Source organism: Fulvivirga sp. (assembly GCF_040220315.1).
Classification (GTDB): Bacteria; Bacteroidota; Bacteroidia; order Cytophagales; family Cyclobacteriaceae; genus Fulvivirga.
Genome location: NZ_JAVJUY010000215.1, coordinates 1 through 25,348, shown reverse-complemented (window position 1 = coordinate 25,348; position 25,348 = coordinate 1). Strand labels below are relative to the sequence as shown.

Below are 25,348 nucleotides of genomic sequence, written 5' to 3'. Positions count from 1 at the left end.
ATGTAGTGGTTGATAAACCGATTGCCATGTACTTTATTAATGATTCTTCAGAATCAACCGTTTATTCGAACTCAAGAAATCTTGTTATTGCAGGCAAAAGCTCACAAGCTAATTTCATCGAATTTTTCCTTACAGAAGGTAAAGAATCCAGCTTTTCTAACATTGCAACTGAAGTAATGGTTGACGAAAATGCCCATATTGGATATTATCGTGTTCAGAATAACAAAGAGTCTGCTTATCAGGTGGGCACTACACAGGTGTATCAGTCACGTTCAAGTGTATTCTCAGCGTATACTTTTACATTAAACGGTGCCATTATCAGAAATAACCTAAATGTTATTGTAGATGGCGAAGGCTGTGAAACAAACATGTATGGATTATACCTGGTGAATGGCAAAACCCATGTTGATAATCATACTTCCGTAGACCATATCCAACCACATTGCGAAAGTAATGAACTATATAAAGGTATTTTAGAAGATTCAGCAAAAGGGGTCTTTAATGGTAAGGTGTTTGTAAGAAAAGAAGCACAAAAGACAAATGCCTTTCAATCAAATAAGAATATACTGCTATCGGACACTGCAGTGGTAAATACTAAACCGCAGCTAGAAATTTGGGCGGATGATGTAAAGTGTTCACACGGTTGTACAACTGGTCAGTTAGATGAAGATGCCCTTTTCTACTTGCGCGCAAGAGGATTGAGCAAGGATAGCGCAAGGGCACTCCTATTGTATGCTTTTGCCATTGAGGTATTGGAGACAGTGAAACTAGAGCCACTTAAAAACTTTTTAGAAAACCTTATTTCTGAAAGATTACATAAAGAATTTTAATATGCCTTCTGTAAGTAGCACCCAAACAATCGATATCAATAACATCAGGAAACAATTTCCAATACTTCACCAAGAAGTAAATGGCAAACCATTGATTTATTTTGATAATGCGGCTACTAACCAGAAACCTAAAGTAGTTATTGATGCCATCGAAAGCTATTACAAAGGCTATAATGCCAATATACACCGAGGCATCCATACATTAGCAGAAAAAGCAACAAAAGCATTTGAAGATACAAGGCATTATTTAAGAGGATTTTTAAACGCCAAAGAAGCTGAAGAAATCATCTTTACCAAAGGCACTACCGAATGCATTAACCTGGTTGCGGCTTCTTTTGGACGTAAATTTCTGAATAAAGGTGATGAGATTATTATCAGTGGACTTGAACATCATTCTAACATAGTTCCGTGGCAATTAATAGCCGAAGAAAAAGGAGCTGTAGTTAAGCCAATTAATGTGTTGGATAATGGCACATTGGATTTGGATCATTATAAGTCGCTGCTATCAGATAAAACTAAAATTGTTGCCGTAAATCATGCTTCCAATAGCTTAGGAACAATCAATCCTGTTAAAGAGATTATTGCAGAAGCACATAAGGTTGGCGCGAAAGTATTGATTGATGGTGCTCAAGCTACAGCTCATTTGAACATAGACGTTCAGGAGTTGGACTGCGATTTTTATGCTATTTCCGCGCACAAATGCTATGGCCCAACAGGAACTGGCGCTTTATACGGCAAGCGCGAATTATTGGAAGCTATGCCCCCATATCAAGGTGGTGGAGAAATGATTAAGGAAGTCTCATTTGAAAAAACAACCTACAACGACATCCCTTATAAGTTTGAAGCGGGCACACCCAATATTGCAGATGTAGTAGCCTTTAAAAAGGCATTGGAGTTTATCGATGAGACAGGCAAAGAAAGCATCGCTGCTCATGAAGAAGAGCTGTTACAATATGCCAGACAAAAAGCATTGACTATTCCCGGACTGCATATAGTGGGTGATTCTGATCATAAAGTAAGTGTATTATCCTTCTTAATTGATGGCATTCACCCATTTGATATCGGACAAATGTTGGATGCAAGTGGCATTGCGGTAAGAACAGGGCACCACTGTACTCAGCCTTTGATGGATCATTTCGGTATTGAAGGAACGGTGCGGGCTTCTTTCTCCGTTTACAACACAAAAGAAGAAATTGATAGAATGATTGAGGCGTTACAACGCGTTGTAAAATTCATGAAACCATGAGTAAAACAATAAGCGATATTCAGGAAGAGATAATTGAAGAGTTTGCCATTTTGGATGGTGATATGGAAATGACCAATTTCTATGTAATGGAATTAGGCCAAAAACTCCCTGAATTTAATGATGCGGACAGAACAGACGATAATATTGTAAAAGGTTGCCAGTCAAAAGTATGGCTAACGGCTGAGCTAGATGATGATAAGGTAATCTTCAAAGCCGATAGCAATACAGCTATCACAAAAGGCCTTGTTAGTCTGCTTGTAAGAATACTTTCAGGCCAAAAAGCAGCCGAAATAGTGGATGCCGAAATCTTCTTTCCACAGCGCATTGGGATGGAACGCTTTATAGGAACCCAACGTTCTAATGGCTTTGGGGCGATGATCAAACAAATGAAATTATACGCATTGGCTTTAAAAAGTAAAATTGAGGCATGAGTGAAGTTCAACAATCGGAAACAACGTTAAGAGATAAGGTTTTAGAGGCTATAAAAAATGTTTATGACCCTGAAATACCTGTAGATATCTATGAGTTGGGTTTAATCTATGAAATTAATATTCATCCGGTTAATAGCGTGTATGTATTAATGACTTTAACATCACCTAATTGTCCGGCAGCCGAAACTATTCCTTCGGAAGTTGAAGAAAATATAAAGAAAATAGAAGGTGTAAATGATGTGAATGTTGAAATCACATTTGATCCACCCTACTCGCAAGATATGATGAGTGAAGCAGCAAAGCTTGAGCTCGGATTTTTATAAGAACTTAACTAATTACTAACTACTTAATACTAACTACTTAATACTAACTACTAATAAATATGTATCCAGAAGAACTAGTAGCACCCATGAGATCAGATTTAACATCTGTAGGGTTTGAAGAATTAAAATCAGCACAGGATGTAGATAACCACCTGACCGATCATAAAGGAACTACTTTAATGGTGATTAACTCCGTTTGTGGTTGTGCGGCAGGTGCAGCACGTCCTGGAGTAAAATGGGCTGTAGAAATGACTAACAAAAAGCCTGATCATCTAACAACAGTATTCGCTGGCGTAGATCAGGAAGCTGTGGCAAAGGCAAGAGAGTATACACTACCTTACCCTCCGTCATCTCCGTCTATCGCATTGTTTAAAGATGGCGAATTGGTACACTTTGTAGAAAGACACCACATAGAAGGCAGAAACGCGGAGATGATCGGTAATCACTTGCTAGAAGTATTTAACGAGTATTGCTAATCAAAAAATTTAATTTTCTTAGAGATGGCTCTGTTAACGCAGGGCCTTTTTTTTGTGTAATACTAAACTTTTAACAACTTATTAATCTCTGATACAGCTTCCGGTGTACCGATTATATAAATAATGTCATTCTGATTAATCCTTGTGTCGCCATCAAGTTCAGCTATAAAGCTCCCATTACGTTGAATGGCAACAATATTTACACTCCAATTTTGCCTGATAGCTGCTTCTTTTAATGACTTCCCAACAATACTGTTGTCGCTCTGAGAAACGGTAGCGCTTGTAATTCGCAAATTAGGAATATTCAGACTGCCTGCTTCCTTCTCAATTTCAGGCCGGATCATTTTATAATTATCACCTCTAATATGCTGTACAAGATGTGTAATCTGCTCATCAGGTATAAGGTACTTGCCTAAAACCCTGGTAAAAATCTCAATGCTTGTTTCAAATTCTTCTGAGATTACTTCATCGGCACCCAAATTTAAGTTAGCACTAATATCATTGATGTACCTGGTTCGCACGATAATGAATACAGTACGGCATATCTCACGAATAGAACTAACAACTTTCTTAGTCACTGGACCATCAGAAATGGCAATAACTGCAACGCGGGCGCTCCAAACTTTTACCTGCTCCAATATAAAAGGATTAGAGGCATCACCAAAAAGTATAGGTTCGCCTTTTAATTTTTCTTCCTTCACTGTCTCAGCATTCATTTCAATGATCACATAGGGTATGCCTGCTGCCTTGGCTGCTTTAGCCACGTTTCTACCATTTACCCCAAATCCTATAATAATCACGTGATCTTGGAGCGATTCTATATTTTCCTGATCATCCACGTTTTCATTCCAGTAATTGAATTTTGCTAAACCCTTTGATAACTGTGTTTTATTAAACAAGTTCACCAATCTCCCTGAAAACATAAATGCAAAGGGTGTTAGTGCCATTGACAGAACTGATATAGACAAGAAATACTGATTGGTAACGGCATCAATTAATCCGTTCTCAATCCCAACTTTTGATAGTATAAAGGCAAATTCACCCACCTGAAAAAGTGCTAAACCCACCAGTATTGATACCCTTGGAGGATACTTTAATATAGACGCTGCCAGCGTACCAATAGTACCTTTTATGAAAAAGACTGCAACTGTAAATCCAATGATCACTCCGGCATTTTGTAAGAAGAAAGAAATATCAAGAAGCATCCCTATTGACACGAAAAAGAAACTTGTAAATATCTCTCTAAAAGGCATAATTTGGCTTGTTGCCTGATGGCTGTAATCAGATTCTGAAATAATAAGCCCCGCAATAAATGCCCCTAAAGGTAATGATAGACCAATGCTGGAAGTAAGCCATGCTACCGCAAAGCAAGAAACAACAATGGTTAGTATAAATAGCTCCCTGCTTCGTGTCTTCGCCACTTCAAACAATAAACGAGGAAAGACATATCTGGCTGCAATAATCACCAAGCCTACCACAAATAATGTCTTTAATAACAGTATGGCTAGCGTTAGCATTACGTTATCCGACTTGCCCGCCATTATAGGTGCTAACAACATCATGGGCACAACAATGATGTCCTGAAAAATTAGAATGGCTAATGTTATTTTACCATTCGGACTATTAATATCACCCCTACTTTGTAAAATGTTTAATACAATTGCAGTACTGCTCAGAGAGAATAAAAATCCTATAAAAACGGCCTTAGTAATTCCATATCCAAGATAAGTGGCTATTAGCCCAGCCACTGCAATTGTTAAAATTACCTGAGCTGCTCCACCCAGAAATACAGCCTTCTTAATGGCTGCTAAACTCTTCAGTGAAAACTCCAGGCCAATAATAAAAAGGAGTAGAATAATGCCTATCTCTGATAATACCTCAACTTCGTGAGAGGCTTTAACAAGACTAAGTCCATGAGGGCCAGCCATAACACCCGTAATTAAAAAGCCAAGTATGGTAGGTAGTTTGAACTTCTGGAAGATTAAGATAACAATAACCGAAAGCCCAAGAATAATAACAATGTCTGGCAGAAGAGGAATATTCATGGGTTTATCAAAGTTTAGTGCGTGTTGATTACTATAAATTTAATAGATTAAAAACTAAAATGACTTCGGAATTCTTTTAACTCCTGTGCAAATGATTTATCGTTCGTAATTCCTAGTTTATTATTAAAATTATCATTCACCTTTACCTTTAATTCACGTAATTTTAGATGCTGATTAACAAAAATGAACTCAAGTTCAGGAATTTGTTGCTTTAACTCATCCACTATATCCAGCACTAACAAATCTCTCGTAACCAGATTATAAACTCCTGTTTCTACGCCATTGGAAACTAATCTGGACAAGGCGGCCTTCATCTGATCTATATGAATAAAAGAACGATACTGTCGCCCATTTCCATGAATAGTTATCTTCTTGTTGAAGTTAGCTTCAAAGGCAAACTTATTTATTACGGCATCAAATCGCATGCTTTTACTATAGCCATATACATTACCGCATCGTAAAATAATCGTATTCATTTTATCGCCTAATCGTGCAACATGCTCTTCTCCCCGCATCTTTGAAATACCATAGAAAGTTTTAGGGTTGGGCGAAACTGATTCATCTACCGCTTTTTTAGATGAGCCATACACACTCGTACTACTCGTGTAAATCAGTTTCTGAACATCACTAGACTCCAGTGCATAGACTAACTCAGCCGTACCCCAATGGTTTACCTGCTCGTAAAAATGCGGATCTGTATTGGCAAACGGAGTAGTAACTTTTGCTGCAAGATGATACACAATTTCAACTCCTTCCAGTACCTTCTTCAACTGCCTGGAATCTAGCAACTCCCCTTTTACAAATTTCACCTTTTCATAATTTGGCATTTTACCATTAATGAAAAGATTATAATTAGGTCTGCTCAAGTTGTCATATACCACAACTTCAGTTACTTTATTATCCTGTGCCAGTGCGTAAACCAGCTCTGTTCCTATATATCCGGCTCCACCGGTAACTAGTATTTTCATTTGCTAACTAAATCTGTGTGTAACCCACACTCTGTTTTATTCATACCATACCATCGTGCCTCACGTTCCATCATTTCAGGGTCAACTTTTCTTGTACAGGGTTCGCAACCAATGCTTAAATACCCATTAGACTCAAGCGGATGCTTAGGTAAATTAAACTCCTTCTGGTATTGATAAATCATTTTTGCATTCCAATCCAGCATTGGGTGAAAACGAATAGAATCGTGCGGAGCTGGTTGTTCAACCTTCATTGCCTTTCTCACTGCACTTTGATCACCACGCACACCGTTAATCCAAACATCATGTCGAAGCAGTAACCCGTCCACCGGCTGTGTTTTATTTAGGTAACAGCAATGGTCTGGATCGGAAGTAAACAATAACCTGCCTTCAGAATCGCGCTGCATAAACTTGGGGACATCCGGGCGCAGATCGATTACATTGGTAAGCCCAAACTCCCTGGTTACTTTATCGCGAAACTCAACAGTTTCAGGAAAGTGATAGCCCGTATTAATAAATACTACAGGTATCGACTTATCAATTCTACTTAAAATATGAAGCAGAACGATACTATGCGATTGAAAAGACGAAGTGGTAAAAAGCCGCTTGCCTTCCCGTTGATATTGCTCTATTTTAGACTTTATTTCTTCGAATGTCATATCTTCGGTTGAAGTTGCCAAAGATATCTAAACACTTCGGTGAAGAAAATAATTTGTTTCTTTTGTGAATATTAAATAGTAATGTTTTCGAGTCAAACAGTAGGTAATTTTATAAAGCACATTATATCTCAAGAATCAGGCATTTCTATTAATGAAATCAAAGAATCCCAGTCTTTTTTTGAGTTAGGTCTGGACTCTATCAGTGCAATTTATTTATTGGAATTAGTAGAAAATGAATACCAAATAGCTTTAACACCGCTAGATTTTTGGGATTATCCAACGATAGCAGAATTTAGTAACTACCTGGTAACAACCAAACTTGCAAAATGAATCTTTGGAACCCATTGACTCCGAGATATAAAGTTGACCCCTATCCCTTGTATGATCAACTAAGGAATGAATCTCCCATATATAAAGCTCAAACGGGAGAATGGATTGTGACCGGATACAATGAAGTAAAAACTATACTTATTAATAAAAATTTTGGAAGTGGAAACAGAAAATTATGGATTGAACGTAGTGTTGACTATCTCCAAAATAAGAATATTGACATTAGCCATGTGAAGGATGCTATAAATACTTTTGTCTTACAGTTGGATCCTCCTAGCCACACTCGAATCAGGAAGTTTATGGTAGAAAACTGGTCTAAAGCAGGTGTGGAAGATATCATCAACGATAACATTAATGGTGTCCTATCTAAAATTCAAGAAAATACTGTAGACCTTGTACAAGAGTATACGTCACTCCTACCCACAAGAAATATTGTCAGAATTTTAGGAATTACCACTACAGATTATGATGAGCTGCATCGGCTTTGTCAGGAAATGATAAAGGCCTTGGATTTATACGTTAGTCTAAGAGAACTCGTAACGCTCGATAAATCAAGTAAAGCATTTATTGATTTTTTTAAGTTTAGAATCGAACAAAACAATTTCGAGCAAGGATTAGCGCGTACCTATATCAATGAAAATGAAAAACTCAATGAACCCTTAACCAACGAAGAACTTACTTCATTGCTAATATTTCTATTTGTCGCAGCAGAAGAGACAAGCGTTAGTTTCATGAGCTTATCTTTGTACCATATTATACAGAATGGTTTGATCGATGAATTTCGAGATTCATATACTATTAATCATAAACTGGAGGAGCTTTTAAGATACGACTCACCAGTTCAGCTTTTAGGTAGAATTGCCTTAAAGGATGAAATAATTGGCGGAGTGAAAATTAACAAAGGTGAAACAACAACGCTTTCGATAGGTGGTGCCAACCGAGACCCTGCTCAATTTAAAAATCCTAACACGATTAATTTAACCCGCAACCCAAAACATTTGTCATTCGGACAGGGAATTCATTATTGCCTTGGGGATTGGCTTGCTAAATTAACAGCCTCTAGAGCAATTCCAGCTTTTTTAAATAATTTTAAATCTATTTCTATTAATTCAGAACCTGCGAATTGGTACGATAACTTAGCCATTCGCGGGTTTAACAACCTTAAAGTAACTGTTAAATCCTAGCTCCTTGGAAATATTTTAATCTGATTTGAGCACCTTTATTTGTATAGCCAGCGAACATTAAGTTGGTAGCTGGATAAAATACAGTGGTTTTGTTTTCTAGAATTCTTTTATTCTCAATCAAGGTAATCACACCTATTGCACTTGTTTCTATATTTAAATGGAGTTCTTCTAAAAAATTTAAGGTCTTCACTGCCAAGGTATCTGCCAATCCAGGAATTCGATAATTAGGATGAATTAACATGCGAAAATTAAAAAATGTGTTATTTTCAAAATTATGAAGTGCAACCTCCTCTGCAGTTGAAAGACCAATTATCTCTTTCCCACTAAATACATGATAAACAACCTGTTTACTTCTTTTTTGAGTGTTAAATGTTGATTGTTCAAATATTGAATCCCAAAAATCAATACTAGAAGGCATCGACTTTTGGTCTTGCCATACTTCCTTAAATTCAATGTCGCTAAAATCTATACTCATATTTCATTTAAAATATAACACCCTTCTGTGATGGCCGGAATTTGTGCTTCCTATATAGATAAAGGGCAACCTTGGCCATATGGCCCAATTCCATTTTCGAATCATCTTGTTGTTCTGAATAAGTGCGAATAGACCGAGTGGTTTTTTTTGTTCTGTTTTTGCCTTTTCTTTTAACACTTCATATGCCATCTTGCCCATTTTCAGCACTAGAAATGCAGAGCTATTACCTGGTGAAATTGACAAACGAATTAAATACATATAGTTTCTTAATAAAGGGATGTATTTTAAAGCGTATGTAAAAATGCCTATAATTTTATTCTCCGTGTTTCGTGCAATAATTAGCACGTCACTTACCCTTTCTCTTGCAGCTCTTTGATTTAATACACCATGTTGCAACCAAAATTCTATTACTTGATTTTGTATTTGACTTGATAACACATCATTGTAAATTGTTAAATGTATAGCCGCATTGTTACCTTTCATGTTATCTAGATATTAATAAATATTACTGTTTCCATAATTATCAGAATTATAATTATGATATTGTCTAAAATTATCTGAATTTTACCTATATCCCTGATCAGATATGCAAACCAACATCAACCATCAATTATACAGGTCTACCAGGAAAAAGTATCTAAAATTTCTAAGTAGATACAAAAAAGCCATTTCTTCCAAAACAAATGGCAGCACAACTTTCCGCTACCAGAGAAAACTAGCCAATACATTAAATCGATTATACAGGCAGCTCAAATCGCTTGAGCTAAAGTTAAAATTAGGCTTTGCAGTTGGAAGTATTGCATTTGCACTTCATTTTAATACAGCCAATGCTCAGCAACTTGGTCCATTTGTTCAAAATGATCAGAATAACCCGTTTAAATCTGGAATATCATTAGATAATAATAAACAGCCTTTTGCTGTAGACTTAGATAATGATGGTGATTTTGATATTGTTGTTGGTATACAAAGTGGTTATTTGGAGTTTCTTGAAAATGTTGGAACTGCCAATAACCCTGAATTTATTAGAAGAACAGGCATTGATAATCCATTTGATGGTATTTACAACGGTAAGTATTCTTCACCATCTTTTGGTGATTTTGATGGGGATGGTGATCAAGATATGATATTTGGATCATACTATAATCGACCGCGACATTTTGAAAATTATGGTGATGCCAGTTCACCATCTTTTAATACTACTTATAATTCACCTTCCTTTTTAGACAATGTTTATACCAGTTTCCCTGTAACAGCTAACTATTATTCACGACCGGAACTTGTGGATATTGATAATGATGGTGACCTGGACATATTTTTAGGAAGAGACTTTTTTACAAACGATTACAGTGCCGTAGCTTTTTGGCAAAATGATGGCTCAAACAATTTTACGGAACAAATAGCAGGTTCAAACCCTCTTTTTCTTCCTTTATATAATGCTAATGCCAACGTTGCAACAAGGTTTGATAGCACTTACCCTTCATTTGTAGATATTGATAATGACGGTGACTTAGATTTATTTGTAGGAGATCAGAATGGCTATATTCGATTTTTTCAAAACACTGGTAATGCCACAGTCCCTTCCTTTTCAAATGAAATTACAGGTGCTGGAAACCCTCTTGATGGTGTTGACGTTGGGAATGATGCATCACCAGAGTTTGTTGACCTCGATAATGATGGCGACTTTGATTTAATAGTAGGTTCTTCCCTTTATGGAGCATTAAACTTTTTTGAAAATGTAGGCACAGCGTCCTCCCCTTCTTTTGTTGAAGTTGCTGGAAACGCCAGTCCGTTTGGTGGGTTCAATAGCAGTTATGATGTTGCACCTACAGCTGTTGATATCGATGGAGATGGTTTTTTAGATGTAGTGTTAGGCGTAAAATATGATAGTGAATTAAGGTATTTCAGAAATAACCAAAATGGTAATTTTATAGAGCAAACAGGTGGATCAAATCCTTTTACTCCTCTCGCAGGCAATGTAGGAAATGTACCCGTACCAGCCTTTGCTGATATTGATAATGACGGTGACGCTGATTTGTTTGTGACGACCGATACAACAAATTACGGACCCACAAGATCAGAAGTTCTATTTTTTAGAAACAACGGGACATTTGATAGTGAAGTGAGTCCGATTACTACCTACCAAAATTATACTGAATTTGCGAGTTCATTAGCTGATTTTGATGGAGATCTTGATTTTGATGTACTTATTGGCGGTTATGGGGTAAATTATTCTACCTCAAATTTTCAATTTGTACGCAATGATGGAAATGTTACTACACCCTCATTCACGGAGGTTGATGTTAATGACCCACCCGTAAACAATATTAACATTGGATATGGTTTTTTAAAACCCTATTTCACTGACTTAGACCATGATGGTGATCCTGATGTTGTAGCTGGAATTTCAGCTGGAACATATTCAGGTCAACTCTTCTTTTTCGAAAACGATGGCACCAGTTTAAACCAAGTTACAGGCGCAGGTAGTCCTTTTTTTAATGATGGCGTTGGCGCCAATTTTGATTTCGGATCTGATTCGCAACCAGCACTACTCGACATAGATAATGATGGTGATTTGGATGTATTAGTTGGGCTTTCGTCCAATGAAATACTATACCTTGAAAATCAAAACATCCCTGCACAAATAAGTACAACAGGTACCACAACAGTTACATATAACGAAGGTGATTTACCTGTTTTATTGGCGAACGGCTTATCGATATCTGATGCAACTAATGATCCTATTAGAAAAGCCCGTGTTGTAATTGAAAATTATATTTCAGGTGAAGATTTGCTTGATTTCGATCCTGGTTTCGGTACTTCAGGCACGTTTGAGACTACTGGCCCTAATGCTGGTATTCTAACTATAGATGTCCCTCCAACCACCTTAAATAGCGAATTAGCCATGGTGCTGTCGGGTGTTACTTACGAAAACATTGGGGCAACTGTAACCGGTACACCAAGAACCATACGGTTTGAAGTAATTGATTTCGATAATACTAACCCTGGAAGCGCTGATGTTGTAACTATTACAGTCAATGTCATACCTACACCAAATGACCCTCCCGTGTTGGCAAGTTCTTCAGGAGACCTTACATATACAGAAGGTGATGGTATTGTAACCATTGATGGGGGGATTACCGTAACTGATTCTGATAATGCAAGTCTTGTTGGAGCAACAGTAACCATTACAAACAATTTTGCACCTTCGAATGATTTCGTGGAGTTTGCTAATCAAAACGGTATTACAGGAAGTTTTGATAATTCAAATGGCATACTAACGCTTTCAGGAACCAGTAGTGTGGCCAACTATCAGACTGCTTTGCGTTCTGTGGTCTACAATAATATTTCAAATAATCCATCAAGTTTAACACGCACCGTTTCATTCACTGTAAATGATGGTACTGATGACAGTAACACCATCACAAGAGATATCGTGGTAGTTCCTGTAAACGATCCGCCTTCAGTAGTATCTGAAAATGGTCAAAACCCATTGAGTTATACTCAAAATACAGTCGCTGTAGCCATTGATCCATTGATAGAGGTTTTTGACGTAGATAATACAACAATTGCCGGTGCAACAGTTACAATTACCGATTTCCAATCTGGTGATGAGGTAGCGTTTAATAATCAAAATGGTATAACGGGCAGTGTAAATGCTGGAACACTTACACTTTCTGGGTCAGCAACTCTTGCCCAGTATCAAACAGCACTACGTACGGTAACTTTCAGAACATCGAATGGTGCTGGAAGCCGATTAGTGAATTTTACAGCAAATGATGGTGAGGCCACCAGTATCCCGTATCCAAGAACTATTAATATCTCTGGGTCATCAACTCAGCCACCTGTTGTAAATACAACACCAACCACTACACAAGTGGGCAGCGTAGTTACGATAGACCTCTGTCAGATTATTTCAGATCCTGATAATGATTTCGATGAGTTATTCATTGAAGTAATCAGTACATTATCAGGCGCGGCTACAACTAAAGAAGATTGTAATCTACGAATTGATTATTCAGGACTGAACTTTTCTGGAGAAGATAATATAGTCGTAAGAGCCACTGACCCAGATGGTAATACTGATGAAAACACGCTTATTATTACTGTGGAAAGCTCTGAACCTGGGGGCGATTTGATCATTTACAATGCTGTCTCACCTAATGGTGACGGGCTCAATGATTGGTGGGAGATCGTAAATCTTACATCACCTAATAAGATTCAACTTTTCAATCGTTGGGGAGATTTAGTAAAAACATTATCAGATTATGAAAGCATAGAGAATAATACTCAGCTAAATGACATTCCAGCAGGTACTTATTTCTATAAAATTGAAAGTCCACAAGGCAGTTATGAAGGGTTTATTGTAATCAAGAAATAATATGAAAAAAATACTACTAATATTATTTACAGTTATTTACGGCTCGACACAAGCCCAGCAAGATCCTTTATATTCGCAATATCTAAACAACCCAATTGTCCTTAACCCCGCTTACACAGGCATTAATGACGTTTTTACAGGTTCTGTCGGTTACAGAAGCCAATGGAATGGGTTAGATGGGTCACCTACAACGCTATCAGCGACAGCACATTCGTCTTTTTTAGATAACAAAGTAGGCGGTGGCTTAGTAATCATCAGAGATGAACTGGGTATCACAACCAACACGCAAATTAATATGGCCGGCTCCTATAAAATTGAGTTTGGTGATAATACCTTTTCATTTGGAATGCAGTTTGGTATTAACAGCTATAGGGATGACAATGGCGAGCTGGAAGTACGGGATGCTGGCGATGCACTTTTTGAAGGCTCGCAAAGTTTTACCAAAACAAATTTCGGGGCCGGGGCTATTCTAAAAGGGAAACAATATTTTGTCGGCCTCTCCGTTCCGCGATTAGTTAATAGTAAAGAAGAATTTGGCGCTGTTAATTCTGAGATTTTTTCTCGTCATTATTATTTAGGATTAGGCTATGTATTCTTACTTAACACAAGTTTATCACTTAAAACTGGCGCGCTGGTTAAAGCTGTGTCTGATGTTCCAGCTTCAGTGGATTTAAGCACTAGTCTTTTGTTTTTAGACAAGTATTCTGCTGGCGTTCTCACCAGAAATTTTGAAACCTATGGCCTTATTCTCAGTGCACTAATCCAAGAGAATATCCGGTTCAACTATACATTTGAGGTACCAACCAATCAATCAGTTGGAACCCAGTTTAACACACACGAAATTGGTTTATCAATCGACCTTGAATTACTCGATGGTCACTTCATCAAAGAGCGATACTTTTAGTTACTAGCGCTCGTATTTCTTAAAATTTAATATTAATGTGATTCTTGTTTGAACATTAATCATATTTGCGCTGTTTGATTTTGGACAGATGAGAATATCCATTTTTAGAAAAGAACATTTTAATGCAGCACATCGCCTGCACAACCCTGATTGGGATGAAAAAACCAATGCCAAGGTATTTGGTAAATGCAATAACCCTAATTATCATGGGCACAATTACGACCTAATCGTTAAATTAACGGGAGAGATTGATCCTAAAACAGGCTACGTGTACGATATGAAAGTACTTAGCGACCTAATTAAGGAGAAAGTATTAAAAAAATTCGATCATAAAAACCTCAATCTGGATACTGAAGAATTCAAAAACCTAAATCCTACTGCTGAGAATATTGCCGTAGTTATCTACACTATATTGAGAAAGGAAATTGACAAAGCCCTGGATTTAAAAATTAAACTTTATGAAACAGAAAGAAATTTTGTTGAATATCCAGCGTGATTACAGTGAGGATGAGGAGATTGCCGAAGCACATGTAGGAACTTCAATAGAAACCCCTATGCGCGCAGATGCCTTTGACCTGTCTGACGATGAAAAAATTGAGAAAATAGAGGGACATTTCACTGAAATTATGAATATTCTAGGTCTCGACCTTAAAGACGATTCATTAAGTGGCACACCTCATCGTGTGGCCAAAATGTATGTGAAAGAGGTTTTTAGTGGGTTAAATCCAGACAATAAACCTAAAGCCAAATTATTTGAGAATAAATACAAGTATGACCAAATGCTTGTGGAAAAAGATATAACCTTCTACTCTCATTGTGAACATCACTTTGTGCCTATCTATGGAAAGGCTCACGTTGCGTACGTTTCCAGTGGAGAAGTAATTGGCTTATCTAAAATTAATAGGATCGTACAGTATTTTGCCAAACGGCCGCAGGTACAAGAACGATTAACGGTACAAATAGCAAAGGAATTACAAAAAGTATTAAAAACAGAGCATGTTGGTGTTGTTGTAGATGCCAATCACATGTGCGTGGCTTCCAGAGGTGTTGGTGATACTAATAGCAAAACAGGTACTGCGTTTTTTGGTGGAAAATTTAAGGACGCTCAAATAAAGAATGAATTTTTGAACTACATCAATAGTAAATAAGCATATTATATTGTATTTTATAAGAGTCACTATGAATCTATCATAGTGACTTTTTTGTTATGCAATTAGTATGAATTCACGTTTCCGTGGATTAATATAATTTGTAACTTTAAAGTTCAATTTAGACAACCGTAATAAATAAAATATGGCATTTGATTTAGACATGATTAAGACAGTTTACGCTGGTATGGCTGAAAAAATAGAAGCTGCCCGTAAGGTGGTAAACAAACCACTCACACTTTCAGAAAAAATACTTTATTCCCACCTACATTCCGATCAGAAGTTGGAGGCTTTTAAAAGAGGGAAATCGTATGTAGACTTCGCTCCCGACAGAGTAGCCATGCAGGATGCAACTGCACAAATGGCACTATTACAGTTTATGCAAGCTGGTAAAAAGAAAGTGGCAGTACCTTCAACAGTACACTGCGATCACTTAATCATGGCTAAGAAAGGTGCGGTAGAAGATTTGAGAAATTCGCTTTCTGCAAGTGGTGAAGTATTCAACTTCCTTGAGTCCGTTTCTAACAAATACGGCATAGGGTTCTGGAAACCGGGTGCTGGTATCATTCACCAGGTTGTATTAGAAAACTACGCCTTTCCTGGTGGTATGATGATAGGAACTGATTCACACACTGTAAATGCAGGTGGATTAGGTATGGTTGCCATTGGTGTGGGTGGTGCAGATGCTGTAGATGTTATGGCCGGCATGCCATGGGAACTGAAATTTCCAAAACTTATTGGCGTGAAACTTACAGGTAAACTTAGTGGCTGGACTGCTCCTAAGGACGTTATTCTTAAAGTAGCTGGCATCCTTACAGTAAAAGGTGGTACTGGCGCTATAGTAGAATACTTTGGAGAAGGCGCCAAATCAATGTCTTGCACCGGTAAAGGAACCATCTGTAACATGGGCGCTGAAATCGGAGCTACCACGTCTACCTTCGGTTACGATGATTCAATGGACAGATACCTACGTGCCACAGCAAGAGCAGAAGTTGCAGATTTAGCAAATGAAATAAGAGAGCACTTAACTGGTGATGATGAAGTGTACGCCAACCCTGAAAAATATTTCGACCAGGTAATTGAAATCAACCTTTCTGAGTTAGAACCGCACATTAACGGACCATTTACACCAGATAGAGCTACTCCAGTTTCGCAAATGAGAAAAGAAGCTGAAGCCAATGGTTGGCCAATGCATGTTGAATGGGGCTTAATAGGATCATGTACCAACTCCTCTTACGAAGACTTGACAAGAGCTGTATCAATTGCTAAACAAGCTGTAGATAAGAAATTAAAACCTAAATCAGATTTCGGTATCAATCCCGGATCAGAGCAAATTAGATTTACCGTTGAGCGTGATGGTATACTAGATGTGTTCGACAAATTAGGCGCAAGAGTATTTACAAATGCTTGCGGCCCTTGTATTGGTCAGTGGGATCGTGCGGGTGCAGATAAAAAAGAAAAAAACACTATCATCCACTCCTTTAACAGAAACTTCTCTAAAAGAGCTGATGGCAACCCAAATACCCATGCGTTTGTAACATCACCGGAAATGGTAGCAGCAGTAGCTATCAGTGGTGATCTAGGTTTTAACCCACTTACTGACACTTTGACTAACGAGGATGGCGAGCAGGTGAAGTTAGATCCACCGTCTGGCTTTGAGCTTCCGGAAAAAGGATTTGATGTGGAAGATAATGGCTATCAAGAACCTGCCAAAGATGGAAGCAGTGTTGAAGTAAAAGTCGCACCTGACTCGAAAAGATTACAACTACTTACTCCTTTCGAGCCTTGGGATGGCAAGAACATCACAGGCATGAAGCTTTTAATTAAAGCTAAGGGCAAGTGTACTACTGATCATATTTCAATGGCTGGCCCTTGGTTAAGGTTCAGAGGACACTTAGATAATATTGCTGACAATACTTTAACAGGAGCAGTTAATTACTTCAACGATGCAACCGATAAGGTTAAGAACCAGTTAACTGGCGAATATGGACCGGTTCCATCTACTCAAAGAGATTACAAAGCCAAGGGTATCCCTACCATAGTTGTTGGAGACCATAACTACGGTGAAGGGTCATCAAGAGAGCATGCAGCAATGCAGCCAAGACATTTGGGTGTAAAAGTGATATTGGTTAAATCATTTGCCAGAATCCACGAAACTAACCTGAAAAAGCAAGGTATGTTAGGTTTAACTTTCGCTAATGAAAATGATTATGATAAAATTAAGGAGAATGATACGTTTGACTTTGTAGACCTTGATCAGTTTGCAGAAGAAAAGCCGTTGACATTAAAAATTAATCATGAAGATGGTTCTTCAGAAAAGATCAAATTAAATCATACATACAATGAAGCTCAAATAGGTTGGTACAGAGCAGGATCTGCGCTTAACCTGATTGCTGCTAAAGAGAAAAATTAATAAACAATTACATTTTATTTTTAAGAGGCTGTCTCAAAAGAGTTAGCCTCTTTTTTTATCCAAAATATTATTTTGTTTCGATTATTCAACTCTGCGAGTCTCTGTGTACTCTGTGGTGATTTTGACCATTTTAGATCATAAAAACATAAAGCCAAATCAAACGTTTTAAATCAACACAATTAAGGTTCGGTATTTAAAAGCAACTAATACTCAAAATCTCGCTTGCATCCCCTACTCCATTAGCGTAATTTTAAATCTTATGGCAAAGAAACATACGTACGATTATGGCCTGATCGGCAACTGCTCATTTCAAGCCCACATACATAAGAATTCTAGTATCGATTGGATGTGCTGGCCACGTTTTGATAGCAGTTTTATTTTTGGAAAGTTGTTAGATGATAAAAATGGCGGTGAGTTCACCCTTTTTCCACATGGTGAAATTCGTCATTCTGAGCAGCGCTATTTAGAAAATACAAACATATTATGCACTGAGATATCCTGTGAAGAAGGTAAATATCGCATCACTGACTTCGCACCTAGGTTCTATCAATTTGACAGGTATTTTAAACCATTGATGTTGATTAGAAAAGTTGAACCACTGGAAGGGTCACCCAGAGTGAAAGTATGTTGCAAACCCGTAGGCAACTATGGTAAAATACATCCAGAACAATACGAAGCCAGTAACCATATTGAATACCTTGGATTAGAAAAAGAACTACGACTAACTACAGATTTTCCGCTGTCCTATATAATTAATGGTGAATCGATAGTTTTAAATGAAACAAAGTACTTAGTACTTACATATGGTGCACCATTAGAAGCACCATTGAAAATTACATGTGAGAATTTCCTTGAAAAAACGAAGCTCTATTGGCGCGGATGGGTGAAAAATCTAAGCGTAAGCAACTTTCATCAGGCTGATATTAACAGATCTGCCCTTGCCCTTAAAATTCACCAGTATGAAGATACAGGTGCCATCATTGCGGCTGGAACAACCAGTTTGCCAGAAGCCGATGGTAGTGGCCGCAATTGGGATTATCGCTATTGCTGGATGCGCGATGCTTATTATACACTTACGGCTTTCAACAATATAGGCCACTTTGAGGAATTGGAAAGGTACTTTAACTATATCGTGAACATTTCAGTCAAGGTAAAGGACAGGTTTCAGCCTCTCTATGGCATAACAGGTGAAACTGCTCTTGATGAACTTATTTTAGATTTACCTGGGTATAAAGGTAACACTCCAGTGCGCGTAGGAAATCAGGCATACACACATGTTCAGAATGATGTATATGGCCAGGTATTGGTTTCATTATTGCCACTGTATACCGATAAACGTTTTATTAATGTTGAGCGATCTGACTCACTTAAACTAATCAAAACCCTTCTTCAAAAAATAGAAAATTTGATGGACGAACCAGATGCTGGTTTATGGGAGTTTAGGAACTTTGCTCAATACCATAGCTATACGTACCTTTTTCATTGGGCAGGGGCATCTGCAGCCAAAAAAATTGGTAAATCATTTGGCGATAAATCAATAGAGAAATTAGCAGACAATCTCATTAAGGCATCTTCCGATAAAATTGAGGCTTGTTTAGATAAAGACAGAGGTGTGTATACTCAAGCAATAGGAACCAAAAACCTAGACGCCAGTGATTTGCAACTGATTATGATGAATTATTTAGATCATGATTCAGAAATAGCACGTAAGCATCTGAAGGCCCTCGAAAAAGACCTTAAAACCAAAGAAGGCCTATTCTTTAGATATAAACACAAAGATGATTTTGGCGAGCCTGAAACAACATTTTTAATCTGTGCTTTCTGGTATGTAGAAGCATTAACATGCGTTGGTAGAGTGGATGAAGCTATTAAAACATTTGAGCAGCTTGTTTCTTATAGCAACCACGTTGGCTTACTGAGCGAAGATGTAGATGCAATAAACGGAAGCCAATGGGGTAATTTTCCACAAGCTTATAGTCATGTTGGTTTAGTAAATGCAGCCTATAGAATTAGCAGAAAATTAGATAAGCCCAATTTTCTTTAAATAAGTCAATTATTAATTCTTTCGTGTGGTTACTTTGGCGGCTAATGGCGTATGAAAATCTGTTTAGCTGGCTTTTATAAATTCTTGATGAATTTCACAATCACCATTTTTAGAATTAAATATCTCCTTTCTGTATTTCTAATAATCACTTCTGCATGTGGCACTTTTGCTACAAATAAGTCTGCCCCTTTGGCACTGCGTGGACAATTAGATTTAGCTGATTGGAATCTTGAACAAGATGGTATTTTTAATCTTTATGGTACGTGGGAATTTTATTGGCAACAACTACTAGCTTCCCCTCCTGTCAACATAGTCCCCGAGCTTGTAAGAGCGCCTGACTTATGGATCAATCACGATGCAAACAAGTCTTCCATCGGTTTTGGCACGTACAGGTTACAGGTTGTTGGCGAACTAACCAATAAAGAAGTTGGAATCTATTTGCCTTCCATGTATACGAGTCATCGTGTGTTCGTGAATGGTACAGAAGTTGGCCACATTGGGCAGGTGGGCACAGACAGAAATACTTATGAACCTTTCTGGCAAGCAACAATTGCAAAATTCACTCCAACATCCGATACCATCGATTTGATGATTCAAGTAGCAAATTTCCATCATAGCAAGGGTGGAATAAGTGAGCAAATTATGATGGGTACTGCTACAGACATAGAAGCACTTTTGGCAAAAAATAAATTGGCTGATAAAGTTAAGACTATAGGATTGTTGGTTCTAGCCCTAATTATGTTAGTTCTATTTGTAATAAAAAGAAAAATACATATTCTATGGTTTGCCATTTTTAGTTTATGTTGGTCAATCAGAGGCGCTTTTTCTTCCACCTATCCGATTTTTGATTGGTACCCAGAGTTCAATTGGTTTGCTGCTATAAGAGTGGAATATGTTATACTGCCATTAACACTTCTTGTTGGAATACTCATTTTTCACAGATTATATTATAAGTATACATTCAATTGGGCAAAGAAAGTCGCAATAATAATTTGTTTGCTCTATGCTGGCATAACACTATTAAGTCCGGTTTTTTGGTTTACTTCACTACTAATTTATTTCTTCGTATTCCTCGGTATAACGCTTTTTTATGTTTTAATAGCTATAATCAATACTGTGATCCATAGTGAGAAGGGTTCAACAACAATGTCGATATCAATTGTTTTGATTGTTTGCCTGTTTTTTTACGATCTGATTTCCTATCAACAACTTGTCTCTCCAAACCCATACATCTTGAATTTAGGCTACTTAATAATCTTTTATCTGCTAAGTGGGTCTATGACTTACTACGCCCTCTCAATTAAGAAGGCTTAGGAACCTGACAACCACTTCCGGACTCTCAACACTGTATTTTGCAGCCGAGTGTATATCTCCCACTTTGATAGTATACGCCTCATCTGGTAGTGCTTTGAATGTATCTTCATCAGTCCAGTCATCCCCTAATGCCATAATAAACTCAGGTTTGTAGTTACTCACCCATTTTGAAGCGGCTTTTCCCTTATTTACTTCAATATTTTTTATCTCTACTACCTTATTTCCTTCCAACACCTGTAGGTTCATATTCACGGCAAGGTATTTAAGGTGACTGATTATTTCCCGAGCCCTTAACTCACCTAAACCTGTTTCTACCTTTCTGTAATGCCAAACCAAAGAGTAATCTTTCTCTTCAATAAAAGAACCCGGTGTTTTATTTACATAAATATCAAGAATATCCCTTATCTCATCTTTCCAACTATTATCCAGACCTTCGGCCATATACCACTCTCCTGCCTTATCTTTTAACCAAACACCATGTTCGGCAATAAAATCTACTGGCAAATGACCTAACCAACTTTCTAGTGTTGTTTTATCCCTACCACTGATAATTACTACTTGATTTTTAGGATTTTCTGAAAGTTTCTTCAATATTTTGAGCAGCTCTTTACCAGGCTTTACAGCTTGTGGGTCACTATCAAATGAAACAAGGGTACCATCGTAATCAAGAAACAACATGCGCTTATTTTTTGCTTGATAAGCTTTAAGAATGGAGGTTTGCGTTTTTTTGTCTACTACCTTTGTGGCCAATTCATCACGTTTACGGGTGACATCGTCTAATTTGCCCAAGAACAAACTCACCCAATGATGAATGTTAAACTTCTTGAGTGTTTTCTGCATGATCGAAATATGCTTCTTTTGTTCTTCCTCTGTCATAGTTAAAGCCCTGTAAATAGCATCTACTACCTGGTGCTTATCATTAGGATTCACAATAATTGCATCTGATAGCTCTTTACTGGCACCAGCCATTTCACTTAAAATCAATACCCCTTTCTGATCCAGCTTACTGGCCACATATTCCTTGCATACGAGGTTCATTCCATCGCGCATTGGGGTTACCATTGCCACATCGGCCATACGGTAAAATGCAGATAAATCTTCTATTGGAAATGAGCGATAAAAATAATGTATGGGCGTCCAATTGACGGTGCCGTATTTTCCATTAATTCTACCTACCAATAAATCAACTTCTTCTTTTAAGTGCTTATACTTTTCTACGCTATCACGTGATGGTACAACTACCATCATTAAAGAAACCTTACCTTGATATTGAGGGTAATTTTTTAAAAAAATATCAAATATTTGGAGCCTTGCAGGTATACCTTTCGAGTAATCCAACCTATCGATAGAAAGAATCAGCTTTTGATCGCCTAGCGAAGTCCTATATTCTACCTCTCTACTTAGAGTATCTGGGTGCGCGGCCTGATTAGCATACTTATCGTAATCAATTCCAATTGGAAATGAATCAGTAACAACTGTGCGCCTGTCTTTCTGAATTTGACCATGATGATTACTGATATAGCAAATACGACTAACGGCACTTAGAAAGTGACGCATATCATCATAGGTATGAAAACCAATTAAGTCGCTTCCCAAAACACCATCTAATAACTGACGCCTCCATGGTAATAATCTGAACACCTCAAAAGATGGGAAAGGTATATGCAGGAAAAAACCCACACTAACATCCGGTTTCTTCTCTCGAATCATTTGAGGAACTAGCATTAATTGATAATCATGTACCCAAACCCTATCTCCCGGGTTCAGTTCATCTAGAATCTCATTGCAAAACTTCTTGTTCACCTTTTCATAGGCATCCCAATACGACTTTCTGTAAAGCGCATACTGATTGAAATAATGAAAATTGGGCCATAACGTTTCATTACTAAAACCCTCGTAATAAAGTGTAATTTCCTCCTGTGTTAGAAAAACAGGCTTCATATTTTGGGATTCGAGTTTTGCTCTGGCTTCTTTCTTTTTATCCTTATTTTTAAAAAACCTTCCTGGCCAGCCTACCCATAAATTATTTCCCTTTTTATAAATTGATCCAAGACCTGTGGCAAGTCCGCCTTCACTGGGTTTATAAAGAAGTTCCCCATTTTCATTTTTAAGAACTTTTACAGGCAATCGATTGGAGACTATGATGGTTTTGGACATAATAAAACGTTAGCTAATTAATAAACCATAATACACACACAATGTTGAAATGTAAAGGATATTGAATGTTAATACGAACGATGTGTATTTTTTTGATCATACTATTAGTTAAGAGCAATTTGTGAACTATCTTTGTTTAGAATTAATCTAAATTAAATTGAAACAATCCATTCTTATTTTAGATCCTCAATTTCTAACAAGAAATGGTCTTTTCCATCTACTCTATAATATCGATGGTTTAGAACTTGATATGAAAGAGAAACTAGAAGAAGTAAATGATCCATCGACCTACACCATTATTATTACTGACTATCTAGAACCATATACTTCCAAGGAAAAAGTTGATTTCAGAGATAAGTTTTTACCAAATTATGCAGAAAAACTTTTAATTATCTCTTCCGATACCGACAAACAAAGAATTAAAAGTATTATTACTTCTGGTGCCAAAGGCTACTTAACTAAAGATTGTGACCCTGATGAAATCCTCTCTGCAGTAGAAATGATTTCAAAAGGAAATAGATTTTATTGTAACAGGGTATTAGAGATGCTGTCACATATTGATGGTAATGATCCTAATAACTGTGAACCTGCCGATCTAAGTAAGAGAGAAATGGAAGTATTACAACTTATTGCTAAGGGTTACCGAACTGCCGATATTGCCGAAGAACTCTTTATTAGTATTCACACAGTTAATTCTCATAGAAAGAATATCCTCAAAAAATTGCGACTTAAAACGCCTACCCAACTTGTGGCATACGCTTTGGAAATCGGCCTGGTTTCTAGTGAATAATCACTACTTCTAGTGATTTTTATTTTTATTTAGACTTTTTCTAAACAAGATTGTCTTAAGTGTATTTTATTTGCACACGGTAATAACTAAAACAATCATATAACAATGAAATTATATTTAAACGTAACACTTTTAACCGTTGTGCTTTTTGCGGCTAGTTGTAATGATGACGAAGATCCTGCTGCTCAGCTAACAATACCTGAAGAATATACTTCAGCTAACTACAATTCAAATGTAACATCAGAAAACCTCGTAATTGAAGAGTTAGGAATGCTCACTGAGGCAGTTAATGCCGCTGAATCAAATGCTCAGGGAACTACAACAGTTGGTGCAATTTCATACCCATCAACGCTACAATCTGTTACACTTTCAAGCTATTCATCGAAAATAGAGAACTGGTTGGTAGAATTGGTGAAGGCTGCGAATGATGATGACGGTTTTCAAAATCCTGGTGCAGGTATGCCAGCTCCCGGTGAAGAAGGAGGATTACTTGGATCTCGCCTGTTAGACGAAAATGGATTAGAATTAGAGCAACTAGTTGAAAAAGGCTCTTTTGGTGCTGCTCTTTACAACCACGCACTTTCCGTAATTAGTGGTGAACTAACGAGTGCTTCCATTGATAAATTGGTTGAAATAGTTGGTACTGATGCTTCATTTAATCCAGATAATGTTACTTCGGCAGCTACCTATGCGGTGCGAAGATCGAATCAAGTAACAGAAATGGGTTTCTTTTATGATATTAAAAAGGCTCTTATCACTGCTAAAGCCGCCATTGAAGCTGGTAGCAGTTTTAATGAAACAAGAGATCAAGCACTTGCTGACTATCTACTTGCATGGGAAAAATCAAATTTTGCTACTGTAATATACTACTGTAATGCTACTAAGGTTCAATTACAAAATGCCGGTGACGATCCTGCAGCATTGGGTAATGCCATGCACGCTTATGCAGAAGGAGTTGCCTTTGCTCACGGTTTTAAAGGACTGACTAATAAGCAGATAACGGATGCACAAATAGATAGCATTTTGGAGAAATTATTAGCTGCAGATGGTGCTACGCCAACGAGCTATCAATTTTTAAATGATGCATCTCTTTTATCTAACCTAGATGAAATTATTGAAGATATTCAAACAATTTATGGATTTACAGATGCGGAGGTTACAACTTTCTTTGTCAACAATCCAGAATAAAAAGTAAATAACTATTAAATAAAAACCTTGCCTGATTTTCAGGCAAGG

22 protein-coding genes are annotated in these 25,348 nt (G+C 37.3%); 16 read left to right on the top strand and 6 right to left on the bottom strand.

The window, feature by feature from the left end; translation table 11 throughout:
* The 5 genes from sufD to RLO81_RS10615 form a co-directional block, all read left to right on the top strand.
* On the top strand, positions 1-830 hold an 830-nt coding region (sufD, locus tag RLO81_RS10635; protein WP_350111219.1), incomplete at its 5' end, for a Fe-S cluster assembly protein SufD.
* A gap of 1 nt (position 831) precedes the next feature.
* Positions 832-2,076 (top strand): aminotransferase class V-fold PLP-dependent enzyme, encoded by a 1,245-nt coding sequence (locus RLO81_RS10630; RefSeq protein ID WP_350111216.1) that lies wholly within the window; start codon positions 832-834, stop codon positions 2,074-2,076.
* Entirely contained in the window at positions 2,073-2,507 is a 435-nt protein-coding gene (locus RLO81_RS10625; RefSeq protein ID WP_350111213.1) for a SufE family protein, read from the top strand. Before RLO81_RS10630 ends, RLO81_RS10625 begins: the two co-directional genes overlap by 4 nt.
* Positions 2,504-2,830 carry an SUF system Fe-S cluster assembly protein gene (locus RLO81_RS10620; protein ID WP_350111210.1) on the top strand — a complete coding sequence of 109 codons (327 nt, stop codon included), beginning with the start codon at positions 2,504-2,506 and terminating at the stop codon, positions 2,828-2,830. The genes RLO81_RS10625 and RLO81_RS10620 overlap by 4 nt, the downstream gene beginning before the upstream one ends.
* A 59-nt stretch (positions 2,831-2,889) precedes the next feature.
* A complete protein-coding gene (locus RLO81_RS10615) occupies positions 2,890-3,306 on the top strand; it encodes a BrxA/BrxB family bacilliredoxin (RefSeq protein WP_350111207.1) in 417 nt (138 codons plus the stop codon).
* A gap of 62 nt (positions 3,307-3,368) precedes the next feature.
* Here the strand turns inward: RLO81_RS10615 and RLO81_RS10610 are convergent, their stop codons facing one another.
* The 3 genes from RLO81_RS10610 to RLO81_RS10600 are packed head-to-tail and all read right to left on the bottom strand — an operon-like array spanning position 3,369 to position 6,975.
* Positions 3,369-5,351 carry a monovalent cation:proton antiporter family protein gene (locus RLO81_RS10610; protein ID WP_350111204.1) on the bottom strand — a complete coding sequence of 661 codons (1,983 nt, stop codon included), beginning with the start codon at positions 5,349-5,351 and terminating at the stop codon, positions 3,369-3,371.
* Between the two features lie 47 nt (positions 5,352-5,398).
* A complete protein-coding gene (locus RLO81_RS10605; RefSeq protein ID WP_350111202.1) occupies positions 5,399-6,319 on the bottom strand; it encodes an NAD-dependent epimerase/dehydratase family protein in 921 nt (306 codons plus the stop codon).
* Positions 6,316-6,975, bottom strand: a complete 660-nt coding sequence (locus RLO81_RS10600) for a phosphoadenylyl-sulfate reductase (RefSeq protein WP_350111199.1) — start codon at positions 6,973-6,975, stop codon at positions 6,316-6,318. Before RLO81_RS10600 ends, RLO81_RS10605 begins: the two co-directional genes overlap by 4 nt.
* An 81-nt stretch (positions 6,976-7,056) precedes the next feature.
* On the opposite strand from RLO81_RS10600, the gene RLO81_RS10595 reads away from it, so the two are divergent.
* Both RLO81_RS10595 and RLO81_RS10590 read left to right on the top strand, forming a co-directional pair.
* Positions 7,057-7,305, top strand: a complete 249-nt coding sequence (locus RLO81_RS10595; protein WP_350111196.1) for an acyl carrier protein — start codon at positions 7,057-7,059, stop codon at positions 7,303-7,305.
* A complete protein-coding gene (locus RLO81_RS10590; RefSeq protein ID WP_350111193.1) occupies positions 7,302-8,489 on the top strand; it encodes a cytochrome P450 in 1,188 nt (395 codons plus the stop codon). The genes RLO81_RS10595 and RLO81_RS10590 overlap by 4 nt, the downstream gene beginning before the upstream one ends.
* Here the strand turns inward: RLO81_RS10590 and RLO81_RS10585 are convergent.
* Both RLO81_RS10585 and RLO81_RS10580 read right to left on the bottom strand, forming a co-directional pair.
* Entirely contained in the window at positions 8,479-8,964 is a 486-nt protein-coding gene (locus RLO81_RS10585; protein ID WP_350111190.1) for a hypothetical protein, read from the bottom strand. The genes RLO81_RS10590 and RLO81_RS10585 overlap by 11 nt on opposite strands.
* 3 nt (positions 8,965-8,967) lie before the next feature.
* Positions 8,968-9,447 carry a hypothetical protein gene (locus tag RLO81_RS10580; protein ID WP_350111187.1) on the bottom strand — a complete coding sequence of 160 codons (480 nt, stop codon included), beginning with the start codon at positions 9,445-9,447 and terminating at the stop codon, positions 8,968-8,970.
* Positions 9,448-9,550: 103 nt separating this feature from the next.
* Between RLO81_RS10580 and RLO81_RS10575 the strand changes: the two genes are divergently transcribed.
* The 7 genes from RLO81_RS10575 to RLO81_RS10545 all read left to right on the top strand — a co-directional run bounded on the left by RLO81_RS10575 (position 9,551) and on the right by RLO81_RS10545 (position 21,165).
* Complete coding sequence (locus RLO81_RS10575; RefSeq protein ID WP_350111184.1) at positions 9,551-13,342, top strand: FG-GAP-like repeat-containing protein; 3,792 nt, start codon at positions 9,551-9,553, stop codon at positions 13,340-13,342.
* Between the two features lies 1 nt (position 13,343).
* A complete protein-coding gene (locus tag RLO81_RS10570; RefSeq protein WP_350111181.1) occupies positions 13,344-14,246 on the top strand; it encodes a PorP/SprF family type IX secretion system membrane protein in 903 nt (300 codons plus the stop codon).
* An 88-nt stretch (positions 14,247-14,334) separates the two neighbouring features.
* On the top strand, positions 14,335-14,742 hold the full coding sequence (locus tag RLO81_RS10565) for a 6-pyruvoyl trahydropterin synthase family protein (protein ID WP_350111178.1): 408 nt from the start codon (positions 14,335-14,337) through the stop codon (positions 14,740-14,742).
* Entirely contained in the window at positions 14,705-15,394 is a 690-nt protein-coding gene (gene folE, locus RLO81_RS10560) for a GTP cyclohydrolase I FolE (protein WP_350111175.1), read from the top strand. Before RLO81_RS10565 ends, folE begins: the two co-directional genes overlap by 38 nt.
* 145 nt (positions 15,395-15,539) lie before the next feature.
* Positions 15,540-17,807: an aconitate hydratase gene (locus RLO81_RS10555; protein WP_350111172.1), complete on the top strand. Its 2,268-nt coding sequence runs from the start codon at positions 15,540-15,542 to the stop codon at positions 17,805-17,807.
* A 259-nt stretch (positions 17,808-18,066) separates the two neighbouring features.
* Positions 18,067-19,851 carry a glycoside hydrolase family 15 protein gene (locus tag RLO81_RS10550; protein ID WP_350111169.1) on the top strand — a complete coding sequence of 595 codons (1,785 nt, stop codon included), beginning with the start codon at positions 18,067-18,069 and terminating at the stop codon, positions 19,849-19,851.
* A gap of 87 nt (positions 19,852-19,938) precedes the next feature.
* Positions 19,939-21,165, top strand: a complete 1,227-nt coding sequence (locus RLO81_RS10545) for a 7TM-DISM domain-containing protein (protein ID WP_350111166.1) — start codon at positions 19,939-19,941, stop codon at positions 21,163-21,165.
* Here the strand turns inward: RLO81_RS10545 and RLO81_RS10540 are convergent.
* Positions 21,148-23,322: a bifunctional alpha,alpha-trehalose-phosphate synthase (UDP-forming)/trehalose-phosphatase gene (locus RLO81_RS10540; RefSeq protein WP_350111164.1), complete on the bottom strand. Its 2,175-nt coding sequence runs from the start codon at positions 23,320-23,322 to the stop codon at positions 21,148-21,150. The two genes, RLO81_RS10545 and RLO81_RS10540, sit on opposite strands and share 18 nt — an antisense overlap.
* A gap of 157 nt (positions 23,323-23,479) precedes the next feature.
* Here RLO81_RS10540 and RLO81_RS10535 point away from each other — a divergent pair, with 157 nt between their 5' ends.
* Positions 23,480-24,112 carry a response regulator transcription factor gene (locus RLO81_RS10535; RefSeq protein WP_350111161.1) on the top strand — a complete coding sequence of 211 codons (633 nt, stop codon included), beginning with the start codon at positions 23,480-23,482 and terminating at the stop codon, positions 24,110-24,112.
* A 105-nt stretch (positions 24,113-24,217) separates the two neighbouring features.
* On the top strand, positions 24,218-25,300 hold the full coding sequence (locus RLO81_RS10530; RefSeq protein WP_350111158.1) for a hypothetical protein: 1,083 nt from the start codon (positions 24,218-24,220) through the stop codon (positions 25,298-25,300).
* Positions 25,301-25,348 lie beyond the last annotated feature (48 nt).

Bases quoted from the DNA above. Each gene is read 5' to 3' on its own strand.
- RLO81_RS10530 (WP_350111158.1), top strand. From the start codon at position 24,218: ATGAAATTATATTTAAACGTAACACTTTTAACCGTTGTGCTTTTTGCG.
- RLO81_RS10595 (WP_350111196.1), top strand. From the start codon at position 7,057: ATGTTTTCGAGTCAAACAGTAGGTAATTTTATAAAGCACATTATATCT.
- RLO81_RS10630 (WP_350111216.1), top strand. From the start codon at position 832: ATGCCTTCTGTAAGTAGCACCCAAACAATCGATATCAATAACATCAGG.
- RLO81_RS10540 (WP_350111164.1), bottom strand. From the start codon at position 23,322: ATGTCCAAAACCATCATAGTCTCCAATCGATTGCCTGTAAAAGTTCTT.
- RLO81_RS10585 (WP_350111190.1), bottom strand. From the start codon at position 8,964: ATGAGTATAGATTTTAGCGACATTGAATTTAAGGAAGTATGGCAAGAC.
- RLO81_RS10625 (WP_350111213.1), top strand. From the start codon at position 2,073: ATGAGTAAAACAATAAGCGATATTCAGGAAGAGATAATTGAAGAGTTT.
- RLO81_RS10615 (WP_350111207.1), top strand. From the start codon at position 2,890: ATGTATCCAGAAGAACTAGTAGCACCCATGAGATCAGATTTAACATCT.
- folE (WP_350111175.1), top strand. From the start codon at position 14,705: ATGAAACAGAAAGAAATTTTGTTGAATATCCAGCGTGATTACAGTGAG.
- RLO81_RS10600 (WP_350111199.1), bottom strand. From the start codon at position 6,975: ATGACATTCGAAGAAATAAAGTCTAAAATAGAGCAATATCAACGGGAA.
- RLO81_RS10620 (WP_350111210.1), top strand. From the start codon at position 2,504: ATGAGTGAAGTTCAACAATCGGAAACAACGTTAAGAGATAAGGTTTTA.
- RLO81_RS10575 (WP_350111184.1), top strand. From the start codon at position 9,551: ATGCAAACCAACATCAACCATCAATTATACAGGTCTACCAGGAAAAAG.
- RLO81_RS10605 (WP_350111202.1), bottom strand. From the start codon at position 6,319: ATGAAAATACTAGTTACCGGTGGAGCCGGATATATAGGAACAGAGCTG.
- RLO81_RS10580 (WP_350111187.1), bottom strand. From the start codon at position 9,447: ATGAAAGGTAACAATGCGGCTATACATTTAACAATTTACAATGATGTG.
- RLO81_RS10565 (WP_350111178.1), top strand. From the start codon at position 14,335: ATGAGAATATCCATTTTTAGAAAAGAACATTTTAATGCAGCACATCGC.
- RLO81_RS10555 (WP_350111172.1), top strand. From the start codon at position 15,540: ATGGCATTTGATTTAGACATGATTAAGACAGTTTACGCTGGTATGGCT.
- RLO81_RS10545 (WP_350111166.1), top strand. From the start codon at position 19,939: ATGAATTTCACAATCACCATTTTTAGAATTAAATATCTCCTTTCTGTA.
- RLO81_RS10550 (WP_350111169.1), top strand. From the start codon at position 18,067: ATGGCAAAGAAACATACGTACGATTATGGCCTGATCGGCAACTGCTCA.
- RLO81_RS10570 (WP_350111181.1), top strand. From the start codon at position 13,344: ATGAAAAAAATACTACTAATATTATTTACAGTTATTTACGGCTCGACA.
- RLO81_RS10610 (WP_350111204.1), bottom strand. From the start codon at position 5,351: ATGAATATTCCTCTTCTGCCAGACATTGTTATTATTCTTGGGCTTTCG.
- RLO81_RS10590 (WP_350111193.1), top strand. From the start codon at position 7,302: ATGAATCTTTGGAACCCATTGACTCCGAGATATAAAGTTGACCCCTAT.